The sequence below is a fragment of the Bradyrhizobium sp. CCBAU 53351 genome (genome assembly GCF_015291745.1).
In the GTDB taxonomy this organism is placed as follows: domain Bacteria; phylum Pseudomonadota; class Alphaproteobacteria; order Rhizobiales; family Xanthobacteraceae; genus Bradyrhizobium.
In genome coordinates this window covers 1,886,260-1,901,699 of the sequence record NZ_CP030059.1, presented here as the reverse complement: position 1 = coordinate 1,901,699, position 15,440 = coordinate 1,886,260, and the positions used below count along the sequence as shown (strand labels likewise).

Sequence of the window (15,440 nt, the reverse complement as noted above, 5' to 3'; positions counted from 1 at the left end):
GTTTAAAAACGGACATCAGGCCCCGCCCGGTCTTCCCCCCGCCGGGCGGGGCACTTTTTTGGGACTATCATTCCGGGGCGCGCGAACCCGGAATCCATCGTGCCGCGCATCATGAAGTGAAATGGATTCCGGGCTCGCGCCAAGTGGCGCGCCCCGGAATGACAAGCGGTGATTGAGGCACGCAGCCTCAATCCTGGATCTTCGAGAAATCCGCCACCGCGCGCGTGGCGCTGCGGATCTCGTTCAAGAGCTTCAGGCGGTTCTCGCGCACCTTGGCATCGTCGTCATTGACGCGAACCTTGTCGAAGAACGCATCGACCGGCGGACGCAACTTCGCCATCGCGCGCATCGCGGCGGCAAAATCCTCCTTGGCGACGGCGGCACTGGCTTCCGCCTTCACTTCGTCGATCGCTTTCGCCAGCGCCTTCTCCTCAGCGAGGCCATAGAGCGCGGCATCGGGCGCGCCGTCGAACGTGCGCTTGTCCTTCTTCTCCTCGATGGAGAGGATGTTGCTGGCGCGCTTGGTGCCAGCGAGCAGGTTCTTGCCGTCATCGCTTTCCAGGAATTTGCCGAGCGCCTCGACGCGGCGGACGATCATCAGGAGATCGTCCTGGCCGCCGAGCGCGAACACGGCATCGACGAGATCGTGCCGCGCGCCCTGCTCGCGGAGCTGGACCTTCAGACGGTCGGCGAAGAAGGCGAGGAGGTCGCTTGGCACCTTCGAGGCATCGGCTGGCTTGACCGACAAGCCGACGAGCGCGGACGCTGCCACCTTCATGAGCGACAGACGAAGTGCGTTCTCGGCGATCAGCCTGATCACGCCGAGTGCTGCGCGGCGCAGCGCATATGGGTCCTTGCTGCCGGTCGGCTTTTCGTCGATGGCCCAGAATCCAACGAGCGTGTCGAGCTTGTCGGCGAGCGCCACGGCGACGCTGACCGGATCGGTCGGCACGCGATCCGCAGGACCTTGCGGCTTGTAATGCTCCTCACACGCAGCCGCGACGGACGCATCCTCGCCCTGCGCCAGCGCGTAATACTTGCCCATCAGGCCCTGCACCTCGGGGAATTCGCCGACGACTTCGGTCAGCAAATCCGCCTTCGCCAGATGCGCGGCACGCGTCGCCTTGGCGACATCGGCGCCGACCAGCGGCGCGATCTCCGCGGCGAGGCGCTCGATGCGCTTGATGCGCGCAGCCTGGGTGCCGAGCTTCTCGTGGAACACGATCTGCTCGAATTTCGGCAGCCGCTCCTCGAGCTTCGTCTTCAGGTCGGTCTCATAGAAAAACTTCGCATCCGACAGCCGCGCGCGAATGACGCGCTCGTTGCCGGCGATGATGGTCGCACCACCATCGGTCGCCTCGATGTTGGCGACCAGGATGAACTTGCTCGCGAGCTTGCCCGTTTTGGGATCGCGCACCACGAAGCATTTCTGGTTGTTGCGGATGGTGGCGCGGATCACTTCAGCAGGCGTCGCCAGGAATTCCGGCTCGAACGAGCCCATCAGCACGACCGGCCATTCGACGAGGCCGGCGACCTCGTCGAGCAGGTTCTGGTCCTCGACGAGCTCGAATCCTTGCGCAAACGCAAGCTGCTTGGCGTCGGTGAGAATCGCGTCCTTGCGGCGTTCGGGGTCGAGCACGACCTTGGCGTTGAGAAGTTTCGCCTCATAGTCCTCGAAGCGGCGCACCTGAATGGGCGCCGGCGCAAGGAAGCGGTGGCCATATGTCGTCTGGCCGCTCTGAATGCCATCCACCTCGAACTTCACGACATCCGGCTCTTCGGTCTCGAGCCCGAAGGTCGCGGTGATCGCGTGCAGCGGGCGCACCCAATTGAGCGAGCCCGGCTTGCCCGATCGCGCGCCCCAGCGCATCGATTTCGGCCAGGGAAAGGTGCGGATAATGACAGGGAGGATTTCGGCGAGCACGTCGATCGCATCGCGGCCGGGCTTCTCGATCAAGCCGATGTAGAAATCACCCTTGGGATCGCGCTGGATTTTTGCTTCGTCCAGCGACTTCAGACCCGTCGCTTTCAGGAAGCCCTGCACGGCCGCATCGGGCGCGCCGATTTTCGGGCCACGGCGTTCGGTCTTGAGGTCCGGCTGACGCGCGGGAATGCCGTGCACGGTGAGCGCGAGGCGGCGCGGCGTCGCGAACGCCTTCGCGCCCTCGTAGACGAGCCCTTCGGCGACCAGCTTGTCGGTGACCATGCGGCGCAGATCGTCGGCCGCCTTGGCCTGCATGCGCGCGGGGATCTCTTCCGAGAACAGTTCAAGCAAAAGATCGGGCATCAGGCCGCTCCGCCCGCTTCAGTATGGATCCAAGCCTCGCCACAGGCTTTTGCCAATTCGCGCACGCGCAAGATGTAGCTCTGACGTTCGGTCACCGAGATCACGCCGCGCGCATCCAGGAGGTTGAAGACATGACTGGCCTTGATGCACTGGTCATAGGCCGGCAGCGCCATCAAATGCGCCTCGCGCTTGTCGTCCTTCCAGCCGGCATCGAGGTACTTCCTGCAGGCGGCTTCCGCCATCTTGAACTGCTCGAACAGCATCGCCGTGTCGGCGACTTCGAAATTGTGCTTCGAATATTCCCGCTCCGCCTGCAGGAAGACGTCGCCATAGGTGACCTTGGCGTCGCCATCGCGGCCGTTGAAATTGAGGTCGTAGACGCGGTCGACGCCCTGCACATACATCGCGAGGCGCTCGAGCCCGTAGGTGAGCTCGCCCGCGACCGGCGCGCATTCAAAGCCCGCGACCTGCTGGAAATAGGTGAACTGGCTCACCTCCATACCGTCGCACCAGCACTCCCAACCGAGGCCCCAGGCGCCCAGCGTCGGGCTCTCCCAATCGTCCTCGACGAAACGGATGTCGTGCACGGCGCTATCGATGCCGATCGCGGCGAGCGACTTCAGGTACAGCTCCTGAAGGTTCGGCGGCGACGGCTTCATGATCACCTGGAACTGGTAATAGTGCTGCATCCGGTTCGGGTTCTCGCCGTAGCGGCCGTCCTTGGGTCGGCGCGAGGGCTGAACATAGGCGGCGTTCCAGGGCTTCGGCCCGAGCGCGCGGAGCGTGGTCGCCGGATGGAAGGTGCCCGCGCCCATCTCCATGTCGTAGGGCTGCAGGATCACGCAGCCCTGCTCGGCCCAGAACCGCTGTAGCGCGAGGATAAAACCCTGGAACGAGCGTTCCGGGCGCATATGGGCGGGCAATGAGGCGTCCATCGTCAGATCAGGCTCTCGCGGGGGTTTTGAATCGCGCGGGACCGTATCGACGGCGGGGGTGGGAATCAAGGCAAAGGGGGCAAAGAGCAGTCATTCCGGGGCGCCCGGAGGGCGAGCCCGGAATCTCGAGATTCCGGGTCGATGCTTCGCATCGCCCCGGAATGACGGCGCAAATGGGAAAGGCGCGGCTACCCCGGCCTGAACGCCCCGGTCACGGGGTCACGTTTCAGCGTCTGGATATCCCCCACGTGGGCTGCCTCGGCGACGCGTGACAGGCGCATCTCCTCCAGCTCCTGGTTGATCTTGACGGCGGTCTTGTAGGCCCAGCGGACCACGGCAAGCCCGCCCAGCACGCCCGCGAAAGCGACGAACGGCGGCATCGGTCGATCCTTGTTGAGTGCTCAGCCCCCACGCACATTCTTGCGCAGACCGGGCCGCGCCGCAATTGGCTCGCCCTCAAGTTCCCCTGGACCAAATGGCGCGGAAGGACTCCGGCTAGAACCCGAATTTCGCCCAAATCGCCCGCGTCTCGACCGCCGAAATCAGCTCGTCCGGCAGCCCGGCCATTGATTCCAGGGCCGAAAGCTGCCCCGCGCCGGGCGATTTCCGGCCCAAAAGACCTGACAGCAACCCGGTTGGCTGCGCGATCACGGGGGTGAGAACCTTGTCGCCATACCGGGCACGAAGAGTTGAGCGGAGATCGCCGATGCTGTCGGCAAGTCCCAGCGCCACCGAGCTCTCGCCGGCCCAGTATTCGCCCGTGAACAGGGTATCGTCCGCGCCCTTGAGGCGCGCACCGCGGCTCTCCTTCACCAGCGAAATGAAGATCTGGTGGATCTCACGCTGGATCGTCTTCAGCTTGGCGACGTCATCGGGATTTTCGGGCAGGAACGGGTCGAGCATCGCCTTGTGTTCGCCGGCCGTGTAGAGACGCCGCTCGATGCCGAGCCGCCTGATCGCCTCCTGGAAACCGAAGCTGCCGCCGACCACGCCGATCGAGCCGAGGATCGAAGATGGATCGCAGATGATCTCGTCGCCGGCGCAGGCGATCATGTAGCCGCCGGAGGCGGCGACGTCCTCGACGAACACCAGCACCGGCAGCTTCTTTTCCGCCGCGAGCTGCTTGATGCGCAGATAGATCTGACGCGACTGCACCGGCGAGCCGCCGGGCGAATTGATCACCAGCGCCACCGCCTTGGCGTTGCGCATCGAGAACGCACGCTCCAGCACTTTGGCGACGCCCGCGAGCGTCATGCCGGGACGCAGCGGCGTCACCGCGCCAATCACGCCCGACAGCCGCACCACCGGCACCACCGCAGTGCCGGGGCGGAAGCGCGCCGGCAGATATTGCATGAGCTTGTCGGCCAGGCCGGAACTCTCACGATCGTTCAATTGTTCGGCCATGCCGTTACCTCTGATTAACCATTTCTTATCACGCGACTGTCATTGGAAGTGCCTGGAACGTGTTTTGCAGATTTCTCGTTGGGAGGCTGCAATGAGGCAGCGGAGAACACCATGAAAATCTATCTGCTGATGCTGCTGATCGGTGCGCTGTTCATGGCGATCCGCCTGACGACTCCGCAAGAGCAGCAGTCGGAATCGCTTCCGCAGTAAGCCGTCAAGGTTCCATCAGCGGCAAGGCCGCTCTCCCCTCCAAAATCTCGATCATCTCGTTTTTTGAAACGCGCGCCTCATCATTGAGCATGAGGCCCGACAGCAATCGCGTCGGGGCCCGGCCACCTTTGACCGCGCGCACCAGCACGCGGATCGCGGGCCGCCCCGCCTCGCCGTGAACCGGCAGGATCGCAAGGCTGCCGAAGCCGCGCGACAGGGCCTCCAGGACATCGGCGATGCCATCTGCACGCCAGATCAATGTCAGCACGCCATTCGATCGGAGGATGCGCCGCGCTGCATGCACCCACGCATGCAGCGTCTCCTCCGTTGCTACATGCGCGGTGTGACGCAGCCGATCGGGCGAGCCGCGATGCCGGGCCGGATCGTTGAATGGCGGATTCATCAGCACCACGTCGACGCTGTCGGGCGACAGCCCATGTGACGCAAAGCCTTGCGCGTCGGCCGTGACGTCGAGCACGATCGTCTCGGCGCCAATCGCATTTGCCGCCGCGTTGTCGCGCGCGAGCTCGGCCAGCTCCGGATCGATCTCGACCAGGCTGAGCCTGATCCCGGGAATACGCCGGGCCAGCGCCAGCCCGGCCGTGCCGACGCCGGCCCCGAAATCGACCACGCGATCTCCGATGCGCGCCTCGGTCGCCGCCGCGAGCAGGATGGCATCGTGCCCGGCGCGATGGCCGGACCGCTTCTGCTTGAGGCGCAACCGCCCGCCGAGAAAGGCGTCTTCGGTAATATCTGTCGCCTCACTCATCGCCGCGCAGTTCGTGGCTGAGGCCGGCCTCGGTCAGCAGCTCCCTCGCCTCTTGGGCGTCGTCCTCGTGGACGAGGATCCGCCGCGGCAGGATACCGAGCGAGCCCTCGATGATGCTCATGTTCTGGTCCAGCACCAGATGATGGATATTGGCGCCATCGAGCAGCGCGCCGATCGCCGACACCAGCACCATATCGTTGGTCCGAACCAGTTCACGCAAATCGCAGGTCTCCTGCCTGAAAAGGGGGGAACGGCAAATGTCAATGGTTCCGCAGCACTTGCCGCATCCGCCGCCAGTTTCTATTGTCTTTCCGTCAGAATAGCCCTTTTGGGGCAAATATTGGAGACCGGCGTGGCCGTCATCGTACCTTTCGAAACTCCCGGCGCGTCGATCGAAGAGCTGGTTGCCCTTGTCGCCCCTGACATGGAGCGCGTCAACGCCACGATCCTGTCGCGGACCGGTTCGGACGTGACCATGATCCCGGAGGTCGCCAACCATCTGATCTCCTCGGGGGGCAAGCGCCTGCGGCCGATGCTGACGCTCGCCATGGCCAACCTCGCCGGCTACACCGGCGACGGCCACATCAAGCTCGCTGCCTCCGTCGAGTTCATGCATACCGCCACGCTGCTGCACGACGACGTCGTGGACGAGAGCGAGATGCGCCGCGGCAAGCTTTCGGCCCGCATGCTCTGGGGCAATGAGGCGAGCGTGCTGGTCGGCGACTTCCTGCTCGGCCAAGCGTTCCGCATGATGGTCGAGGTCGGCTCGCTGCGCGCACTCGACATCCTCTCCGCGGCGGCCGCCACCATCGCCGAGGGCGAGGTGATGCAGCTTGCGGCCGCCAAGAATACCGCGACCACCGAGGACGAATATCTCGCCGTGATCCGCGGCAAGACCGCCGAGCTGTTTGCGGCGGCCTGCGAGGTCGGCCCCGTCATCGCCAACCGCCCGAAGGCCGAGCAGACCGCCTGCCGCTCGGTCGGCATGAATCTCGGCATCGCCTTCCAGCTCGTCGACGACGTGCTCGACTATGGCGGCAAGAGCGCCAAGCTCGGCAAGAACACCGGCGACGATTTCCGCGAGGGCAAGATCACGCTGCCCGTCGTGCTCGCGTTCCGCCGCGGCAACGACACCGAGCGCGCCTTCTGGATCCGGGCGCTGGAGCGCGGCGAGATCGGCGACAGCGATCTCGATCACGCCATCGGGCTCATGAACAAGCACCGCGCGCTGGAAGACACGCTGAGCCGCGCCCAGCACTACGGCGCGATGGCCGTCGACGCACTGGCACTGTTCCCGTCCTCGCCGATGAAGAGCGCGCTGGAGCAGGTGGTGGCGTTCTGTCTGGCGCGGTCGCATTAGGCGGCGGCTGACGCTCTTCCTGGATTGGGCGCTGGGAGAGTGTGCGCGCAACTCTCTCCCCGTCATTGCGAGCGCAGCGAAGCAATCCAGAATCCCTCCGCGGAAAGAGCCTGGATTGCTTCGCTGCGCTCCCACTCACCGAGCAAGATGCCCCACTTCTTCTCATGTCCCGGACGCGCTGCAGCGTGAAACGCTGCTGCGCAGAGCCGGGACCTAGGCGACACCCCGAGATCAGCAATATGGGGCCCGGCTCCGCCGCGCACCGCTGAAGAAGCGTTGCGCTGCGTCCGGGGCACGACAGCGGCTCAGCTTCGGTCTCGCCTACCCTGTTACTTGCATTTTGCAAGTTACTTACCTACTTTCTGCCCATGCAGCCCAAATTACCTTCCATCCAGGAGTGCCCCGTCGGCCGGGCCGTTGAGACGGTCGGCGAATGGTGGAGCATTCTGATCCTGCGCGATGCGTTTCAGGGGGCGACGAAATTCGACGAATTCTCGCAAAGCCTCGGCATTGCACCGAACATCTTGTCGCGGCGGCTCACCCATCTCACCGCATCAGGCATGTTCGTCCGGCGCCGCTATCACGAACGGCCGCCGCGCTACGAATATGTGCTGACGGACAAGGCACGGGATTTCTTCCCCGTGGTCGCGGCGCTGCTGGCCTGGGGCAACAGGCATCTCGCGCCGAAGGGCGAATCCATTCTGCTGGCGAACCGCAAGGATAGTCGTCCGTTTGATCCGGTCGTGGTCGATGCCACCGACATGCAACCGATCACACTCGCCAATGCGGTCGTCATCGCAGGTCCCCGTGCGAGCCGCGGGATGCGTACACGACTCGCTTCGCTTAGGGCTATGAACCCGGCCGTCGCGCCGGCTGGAGACTGACATGCGTCGTATCGTCGTGACGGGAATGGGCGCGGTGTCGCCGCTCGGCTGCGGTGTCGAATTATCCTGGCGCCGGCTGCTCGCCGGCCAAAGCGGGTTGCGCCCGCTGCCGGAATGGTCGCAGGCGCTGCCCGCGCGCATTGCCGGGCTCGTGCCCGACAAGGCCGATGACGCCGACGGCGGCTTCGATCCTGCACAGGCGGCCGCGCCAAAAGACCAGCGCAAGATGGACCGCTTCATCCTGTTCGCGCTGCTCGCCACGGTAGAAGCCGTCGCACAGGCGAAATGGACGCCGCAGGATGCGGCCGCGCTGGAACGGACCGCGACGATCATCGCCTCCGGCGTCGGCGGCTTCCCGGCGATGGCGGAGGCGGTGCGCATCACCGAGCAGCGCGGCGTGCGCCGGCTGTCGCCGTTCACGATCCCCTCGTTCCTGGCCAACCTCGCCGCCGGCCACGTCTCAATCAAATACGGCTACAAGGGCGCCTTGGGCACGCCGGTCACCGCCTGCGCCGCCGGCGTGCAGGCGATCGGCGATGCCGCGCGCATGATCCGATCAGGCGAGGTCGATGTCGCGATCTGCGGTGGCGCAGAGGCCTGCATCGACATCGTCAGCCTCGGCGGCTTCGCCGCGGCACGCGCGCTGTCGAGCGGATTCAACGACGAGCCCGCGCGCGCCTCGCGCCCGTTCGATCGGAATCGCGACGGCTTTGTCATGGGCGAAGGCGCCGGCATTCTCGTCATCGAGGAGCTGGAACATGCGCTCGCCCGCGGCGCCGCGCCGATCGCGGAGCTCGTCGGCTACGGCACGACAGCGGACGCCTATCACATGACGTCGGGTCCGCCCGACGGCGACGGCGCCCGCCGCGCCATGGAGATCGCGCTTCGGCAGGCGAAGCTTGCTCCGGAAGATTTGCAGCACCTGAATGCCCATGCGACCTCCACGCCGGCCGGCGACGAGAGCGAGCTCGGCGCAATCGCCGCATTGTTCGGCCGCAACCGCGGCATTGCCGTCAGCGCGACCAAATCGGCCACCGGCCATCTGCTCGGCGCCGCCGGCGGCCTCGAAGCGATCTTCACCGTGCTCGCCTTGCGCGACCAGATCGCGCCGCCGACGCTCAATCTCGAAAACCCCGATGCGGGCGCTGACGGCATCGACATCGTCTCGGGCCACGCGCGGCCGCTGCCGATGCAGCATGCCATCTCCAACGGCTTTGGCTTCGGCGGGGTGAATGCCAGCGTGATCTTCCGCCGCGTGGACTAAACGAGGGACCGTTCCAGCTAGAAGACTTGCAATCGCGGTCCGCTGCGCTACGAAAACAGGATGATCGAAACCAATTTCTGGCTGTTCCTGGCCGCGGCCTGTCTCATTGCCGCCGTTCCCGGCCCCGGCATCTTCTACGTCGCGGCACGGACCTTGTCGGATGGGCGCGCCAGCGGCTTTGCCTCGACCGCGGGCACGGCCCTGGGCGGGCTTGTTCATGTGGTCGCCGGCAGCCTCGGCATCTCCGCAATCATCCTTGCGAGCGCCGAATTGTTCGCCGCCGTCAAATTCGTCGGCGCGCTCTATCTGGTCTGGCTCGGTATCAAGACGTTTCGCAGCTCCGGCCGCGCGCTGTCGCTCGAGAGCGACGCTGTCGGCGACAAACGCGCCTTCCGCGACGGCGTGCTGGTCGAGGCGCTGAACCCGAAGACCGCCGCGTTCTTCCTCGCCTTCATTCCGCAGTTCCTCGATCCCGCCGGATCGAGCCCCACGCTGCAATTCATCATGCTCGGGGCGATCTCGGTGGCGTTGAACACGCTCGCCGACATCGTCGTGGTGCTGATGGCCTCCGCGACGCGCACGCAGCTGATCGGACGGCCGCATCTGATGCGGCGTCTCACCCAAAGCTCCGGCGTCTTCATTGCAGGTCTCGGCCTTTCGTTGGCCTTGGCGCGGCGACCGGCAAATGGCTAGCATCCCGCAGGACCGCTTCTATGAATCCCACGGCTTGCGGCTGCATTACGCCGATTGGGGCAATGAGAGCGCGCCGCCTCTCATCCTGGTGCATGGCGGGCGCGACCACTGCCGGAGCTGGGACGTCATCGCCCGATCGCTGCAGCCGCATTTCCACGTAATCGCACCCGATCTGCGCGGCCATGGCGATTCCGAATGGACCCGGGGCGGCAGCTACGCGCTGACCGAATACCTCTACGACCTCGCCCAGCTCATCCGCGTCGTCGCAGCGCCGCAGGTGACGCTGATCGGTCATTCGATGGGCGGCATGGTGAGCCTGATCTTTTCAGGATCATTCCCTGAAAAGGTCACGAAGCTTGTCGTGCTCGACGGCGTGACAATGCTGCCGGATACGCCTAAGGCCCCAGTGCATGAGCGCATCGGCAAATGGGTCGGCCAGCTCGACAGACTGCATGACCGCACGCCGCGCCGCTACGCGACCCTCGAGGACGCGGCAGCGCAGATGGTGCTGCACAACAAGCGTCTCACCCGTGACCTCGCGCTGCATCTCGCCACTCACGGCGCGCGGCGGAACGAGGACGGTTCCTATAGCTGGAAATTTGATCCCTATCAGCGCGCCTCCGCGCCGCACCGGCTCTGGCCGGACGATCACATAGCGCTGTGGCGCCGCATCGCCTGCCCGACGCTGCTGCTCAACGCCGGCGAGAGCTTTCTCGCCGGTGCCAGGGCGGCGGGCCTCGAACGGTATTTCCAGCAAGCGCGCGTCGAGACCATCGCCGGCGCCGGACACTGGCTGCAGCATGACAAGCCGCAGGAAGTGCTGGACGAGATCCGGCGGTTTCTTGGGCTGGCTGAGGACGCCGCAGATTTAGTGCAACTGCCGTAGGGTGGCACGCTCCAGCGTCTTCGGCGAAAGACCTAGCTCAACGTCCCCGCATGCACCCACCAGCCGGGATGGTCGCGCCGGATCTTTTCGGCGGCGGTATGCGCTTCGTTGGCCGCGCCGTAGATCGCAAAGCACGTCGCGCCCGAGCCGGACATGCGAGCGAGCTTGACGCCGGGGGAGTCGCGCAGGGCTTCCAGCACCTCGCCGATCACGGGCTGGATCCGCAGCGCAGGCGCTTCGAGATCGTTGGGAACGCGTTCGAGAACGTCGATCCAATCGGCAATCGATCCGCCCTCCTCCGGCCAGGCCGGAGCGCGGATGACGTCGGCGACACCGACCAGCAATTGACCGTTGCGCAGGCCCAATTCGCTGAACACGTCCTTGGTGGCAACGGGCACGCGCGGATTGACCATCACGCAAGGCATGCTCGGCAGTGCGAGCGGCAGCAGTTGCTCGCCGACGCCGGTCATGTCGCAGGCACGCGAGGCCAGGCACACCGGCACGTCGGCGCCGGTCGCGAGCGCAACCTTCTGCAGCCGGGGATCATCGAGCGACAGATCGTTGAGGCGCGCCAGGAGCCGCAGCGCCGCCGCAGCGTCAGCCGAGCCGCCACCGATGCCGGCGGCCACCGGCAGCACCTTGTCGAGCGCGAACGCGCCCAGCTTCAGGCCCGGCACCGCCTCGGCAAGCAGCTTGGCGGCCTTGAACACGAGATTGTCGGAGGTATCGCCACAGGCCGCGGCCAGCGGCCCGGTGGTGGTGAGCCTCAGCTCGCCGCCCGGCTCCAGCGTAAGGCGGTCGGCGCAGTCGGCGAACGCAACCACACTTTCGAGATCATGATAGCCGTCGGCACGACGGCCCACGACGCGAAGGCTCAAATTGACCTTCGCGCGCCCTTCTTCAATCAACGCCGGCATCGGCGACACGCCCCCAACTTCGCTTAAGACTAACCGCCCTTGCCGTCGTCCTTCTTCTTCTCCGCCTGCGCGGCCGAAGAGTTCGAATTGTCCTCGGTCAGCCCGTTCGCGATCTTGGCCTCGATCTTCGGCAGCTCTTCCGGCTCGGGCTTGAGATCGCGGGCGTGCGCCCACTGGAATTTGGCTTCCAGCGTGCGGCCGACGCGCCAATAGGCATCGCCCAGATGGTCGTTGATGGTGGGATCCTCGGGCTTGAGGTCGATCGCGCGCTCGAGATTCTTCACCGCTTCCTCGTAATTGCCGATGCGGTAATAGGCCCAGCCGAGCGAGTCGACGATGTAGCCGTCGTCGGGACGCTGCTCGACGGCGCGCTTGATCATCTTCATGCCTTCGTCGAGGTTCACGCCCTGGTCGATCCAGGAATAGCCGAGATAGTTGAGGACGTGAGGCTGGTCGGGCTGCAGCTCGAGCGCCTTCTTCATGTCGGCCTCGGCCTTGGCCCACTGCTTGGAACGCTCCTCGCAGATGCCGCGATAATAATACCAGACGCTGTTGGCCTTGTCGTTGCCGGCCGGCAGCACGTCGATGCCTTGCGAATAGGTCGCGCCGCAGTCGCCGAACTTCTTGCGGCCGCGCTCGATATTGCCGAGCGCCATGATGGCTTCGAGGTCCTTGGCATCCTCCGTGGTGACGCCCTTGAGGATCTTGATCGCTTCCTCGGTGCGGTCGGCGGAATCCAGATCGATGGCGAGCTGGATCTGCGCATTGCGCTTGAGCGGCGAACTCGACGGCACGCGCTCATAGACCTTGATCGCCATCTGCGGCCGCTTCACCGATTCATAGAGATCGGCGAGCGAGAGCAGCGCCAGCGGATGCGTCGGCTGCAGGTAGAGCGAGAGCTGGAGATAGACCAGCGCCAGATCCTCGCCGCCGCGGCGGGTCAGCGTGGCGCCGATGCCGTAGAGCGCTTCGGCGGCGCCGGCCTGGGCGGAATCGACCAGCGGCGGCATCTTCTTGCCGGCCTTGGTCTCGCGCAGGCCTTCCTGGATCAGCGGATGACGCGCCAGCTTCTTGTCGAAGGCCTGGTAGACATTGGTCGCGGCGGCGGAGTCCTTGTTGCGCGACAGCCAGCGCGCATAGGCCTCGGTCACGCGCAGCATGGAATCGTCGAGCTTGTAGGCGCGCTCGAAGCGGGTGCCGGCGTCCTTCTCCTTGCCGGAGAGTTCGAGGATCATGCCGGCGTGAAGGTCCTTGAACAGCGGATACCATTCCGGACCTGCCAGCTTGTCGATGGTGGCGACACCGCCCTTGGCATCGCCTGCACCATAGGCGGCCCAGCCCGAGAGCAGCGTGGCAACGAGATCGGTGATCGGACCGCGGATCGACTGGTTGATGTTGGTCTGCGCGGCCGCGTACTTCTTCACCTTGAGATCGTGCACGCCGACGACGAGACGCGCGACGCGGTTGGTCTTGTCGATGGTGAGGACGCGCTCGGCGAGCTTGACCGCCTCCTCGATGTCGCCGTCGGCGACCGACGAAATGAAGGCGCGATCGAGCAGCTCGTTGTTCTTGGGATCAGTGCGCAGGGCGGAGCGGTAGAACGCGGCGGCAGAGGCCGCGTCACGCTCGACGCTGGCGTGGCGGGCGGCGAGATAGCTGCCGGCCCCGGTGAGCGACTTCAGATCGTTTCGGGTCGGAAACTGCGCCGCCGTGTTCTCCGGGTGATCCGGCGTCTGCGCCAGGACCCTGCCCGGGACGGTCGCGATCGCTGTGCCCATGAGGGCGATGGCGGCAACAGTCCAGCGGTTGAAACGATTTGAAAACATCAGGGCTCGCCTTGAGTTGGTAGTGCCTGGGTTTGCAGCAGAGGGCCGTCTCGCATGCGAACGCGGCCGGTGGCATCGGGACCCGGAACCGTCGGGCCGACAATGCCGCTTTTGGCGCTTCGCCGCAAGGATTCGGACCGGACGCCCCCTTCCGGACACCCCAAAACGGCCAGGTCACCGGTCAGGAGCAGCCCCAAGACGCCGCTACTATGGCCTTATCGTGGCCAGGACCGGGGGCGCCGGCCCCCTCCTCACGCGAACGTGCACCGGACCACGTCGTGACCCGATCCGCTTGCCCGGCCGGCCGTTACATCGCCTCGTAGTTCGGACCGCCACCGCCCTCGGGGGGAACCCAGGTGATGTTACCGTTGGGATCCTTCACGTCGCAGGTTTTGCAATGGACGCAGTTCTGGGCATTGATCTGGAAACGCGGGCTCGATCCCTCCTCGACCCACTCATAGACGCCGGCGGGACAGTAGCGATTCGAAGGACCCGCGAAGACGTCGTGCTCCGAAGTCTTCTGCAGGTTCATGTCCGTGACCTTGAGATGGACCGGCTGGTCCTCCTCATGGTTGGTGTTGGACAGGAACACGGAGGACAGCTTGTCGAACGAGATCTTGCCGTCCGGCTTCGGGTAGTTCTTCGGCGCATGCTGTTTGGCCGGATCGAGCGTAGCGCGATCGGGCTTGGCATGAGACTGGGTACCGAACAGCGAAGCGCCGAACAGCGTGTTGCACCACATGTCGAAGCCGCCGAGCGCGACGCCGAGCACGGTGCCGAACTTCGACCACAGAGGCTTGACGTTGCGCACCAGGAACAGGTCCTTGCCCACCGACGAGGAGCGCCAGGCGTTCTCGTACTCGACAAGTTCGTCATTGGCGCGATCGGCGGCGAGCGCTGCCGCGACGTGCTCGGCTGCGAGCATGCCGGTGCCCATCGCATTGTGCACGCCCTTGATGCGCGGCACGTTGACGAAGCCGGCCGCGCAACCGATCAGCGCGCCGCCGGGGAAGCTGAGTTTCGGCACCGACTGATAGCCGCCCTCGGTGATGGCGCGCGCACCATAAGCGAGCCGCTTGGCGCCTTCGAAGGTGCTGCGGATCGACGGATGCGTCTTGAAGCGCTGGAACTCGTCGAACGGCGACAGATAGGGATCGTCGTAGTTCAGATGCACGACGAAGCCGACGGCAACGAGATTGTCGTCGTAATGATAGAGGAACGAGCCGCCGCCGGTCTTCAGGTCGAGCGGCCAGCCGAATGAATGCTGGATCGTCCCCTTCTGATGCTTCGCCGGATCGATCTGCCAGACTTCCTTGAGGCCGATGCCGAACTTCGCCGGCTCGCTCTTGGCATCCAGCGCGAACTTCGCGATGAGCTGCTTGGTCAAGCTGCCGCGCGCACCTTCGGCGAATAGCGTATACTTGCCGAGCAATTCCATGCCACGGGTGAAGGAGTCCTTCGGCTTGCCGTCGCGGCCGATGCCCATGTCGCCGGTGGCGATGCCCTTGACCCTGCCCCCCTCGTCATAGAGCACCTCGGCGGCGGCAAAGCCTGGATAGATCTCGACGCCGAGCGCCTCGGCCTTGCGCGCCAGCCAGCGGCAGACATTGCCGAGCGAGCCGATGAAGCAGTGATGATTGTTCATCAGCGGCGGCATCACGAAGTTGGGTAGCCTGATCGCGCCGCCGGCCGTCATCCAGTAGAAGCGGTCGTCCTTCACCTGCGTTTTCAGCGGGCAGTCGGAATCCTCGCGCCAGTCCGGGACCAGCTTGTCGAGCCCGGCCGGATCGATCACCGCGCCGGAGAGAATATGCGCGCCGACTTCGGAGCCCTTCTCCACCACGACGACGTTGAGATCGGCATTGAGCTGCTTCAGCCGGATCGCGGCCGACAGGCCCGAAGGGCCGGCGCCGACGATGACGACATCGAATTCCATAGATTCGCGCGGGGGAAGTTCTTCAGTGCTCATCTGATCTCAGCCCTTGAGACGGTCCTCGGTCGTTTG

At 65.2% G+C, this 15,440-nt stretch carries 14 protein-coding genes; 5 read left to right on the top strand and 9 right to left on the bottom strand.

The genetic code is table 11. The features are described from left to right. Positions 1–187 precede the first annotated feature (187 nt). The 6 genes from glyS to XH83_RS08925 form a co-directional block, all read right to left on the bottom strand. The gene (glyS, locus tag XH83_RS08950; RefSeq protein WP_194406643.1) at positions 188–2,287 is read right to left on the bottom strand and encodes a glycine--tRNA ligase subunit beta; all 2,100 of its coding nucleotides are present in this window, start codon (positions 2,285–2,287) and stop codon (positions 188–190) included. After that, positions 2,287–3,222: a glycine--tRNA ligase subunit alpha gene (locus XH83_RS08945; RefSeq protein WP_038948278.1), complete on the bottom strand. Its 936-nt coding sequence runs from the start codon at positions 3,220–3,222 to the stop codon at positions 2,287–2,289. Before XH83_RS08945 ends, glyS begins: the two co-directional genes overlap by 1 nt. A gap of 188 nt (positions 3,223–3,410) precedes the next feature. Further along, positions 3,411–3,602, bottom strand: a complete 192-nt coding sequence (locus tag XH83_RS08940; RefSeq protein ID WP_194406642.1) for a hypothetical protein — start codon at positions 3,600–3,602, stop codon at positions 3,411–3,413. Positions 3,603–3,717: 115 nt separating this feature from the next. Continuing rightward, positions 3,718–4,626, bottom strand: coding sequence for a S49 family peptidase (locus XH83_RS08935; RefSeq protein ID WP_194406641.1), 909 nt, complete (start codon positions 4,624–4,626; stop codon positions 3,718–3,720). Positions 4,627–4,840: 214 nt separating this feature from the next. Next, on the bottom strand, positions 4,841–5,605 hold the full coding sequence (locus tag XH83_RS08930; RefSeq protein ID WP_194406640.1) for a tRNA1(Val) (adenine(37)-N6)-methyltransferase: 765 nt from the start codon (positions 5,603–5,605) through the stop codon (positions 4,841–4,843). Next, entirely contained in the window at positions 5,598–5,825 is a 228-nt protein-coding gene (locus tag XH83_RS08925) for a DUF2007 domain-containing protein (protein WP_018323354.1), read from the bottom strand. Before XH83_RS08925 ends, XH83_RS08930 begins: the two co-directional genes overlap by 8 nt. 132 nt (positions 5,826–5,957) lie before the next feature. Here XH83_RS08925 and XH83_RS08920 point away from each other — a divergent pair, with 132 nt between their 5' ends. The 5 genes from XH83_RS08920 to XH83_RS08900 all read left to right on the top strand — a co-directional run bounded on the left by XH83_RS08920 (position 5,958) and on the right by XH83_RS08900 (position 10,692). Continuing rightward, positions 5,958–6,965 carry a polyprenyl synthetase family protein gene (locus XH83_RS08920; RefSeq protein ID WP_026202916.1) on the top strand — a complete coding sequence of 336 codons (1,008 nt, stop codon included), beginning with the start codon at positions 5,958–5,960 and terminating at the stop codon, positions 6,963–6,965. 368 nt (positions 6,966–7,333) lie between these two features. Next, positions 7,334–7,849 carry a helix-turn-helix domain-containing protein gene (locus XH83_RS08915; protein WP_194406639.1) on the top strand — a complete coding sequence of 172 codons (516 nt, stop codon included), beginning with the start codon at positions 7,334–7,336 and terminating at the stop codon, positions 7,847–7,849. Between the two features lies 1 nt (position 7,850). Beyond that, positions 7,851–9,113 carry a beta-ketoacyl-ACP synthase II gene (gene fabF, locus XH83_RS08910; RefSeq protein WP_194406638.1) on the top strand — a complete coding sequence of 421 codons (1,263 nt, stop codon included), beginning with the start codon at positions 7,851–7,853 and terminating at the stop codon, positions 9,111–9,113. Positions 9,114–9,173: 60 nt separating this feature from the next. Beyond that, the gene (locus XH83_RS08905; RefSeq protein ID WP_194406637.1) at positions 9,174–9,806 is read left to right on the top strand and encodes a LysE family translocator; all 633 of its coding nucleotides are present in this window, start codon (positions 9,174–9,176) and stop codon (positions 9,804–9,806) included. Further along, positions 9,799–10,692: an alpha/beta fold hydrolase gene (locus tag XH83_RS08900; protein WP_194406636.1), complete on the top strand. Its 894-nt coding sequence runs from the start codon at positions 9,799–9,801 to the stop codon at positions 10,690–10,692. The genes XH83_RS08905 and XH83_RS08900 overlap by 8 nt, the downstream gene beginning before the upstream one ends. A gap of 32 nt (positions 10,693–10,724) precedes the next feature. On the opposite strand, the gene XH83_RS08895 is transcribed toward XH83_RS08900, so the two are convergent. From XH83_RS08895 to XH83_RS08885, 3 genes are all read right to left on the bottom strand, one after another. Then, positions 10,725–11,609, bottom strand: coding sequence for a 4-(cytidine 5'-diphospho)-2-C-methyl-D-erythritol kinase (locus tag XH83_RS08895; RefSeq protein WP_194406635.1), 885 nt, complete (start codon positions 11,607–11,609; stop codon positions 10,725–10,727). A gap of 29 nt (positions 11,610–11,638) precedes the next feature. Continuing rightward, the gene (locus tag XH83_RS08890; protein WP_194406634.1) at positions 11,639–13,435 is read right to left on the bottom strand and encodes a tetratricopeptide repeat protein; all 1,797 of its coding nucleotides are present in this window, start codon (positions 13,433–13,435) and stop codon (positions 11,639–11,641) included. Positions 13,436–13,742: 307 nt separating this feature from the next. Next, positions 13,743–15,404, bottom strand: a complete 1,662-nt coding sequence (locus XH83_RS08885; protein ID WP_194406633.1) for an electron transfer flavoprotein-ubiquinone oxidoreductase — start codon at positions 15,402–15,404, stop codon at positions 13,743–13,745. Positions 15,405–15,440: the final 36 nt, after the last annotated feature.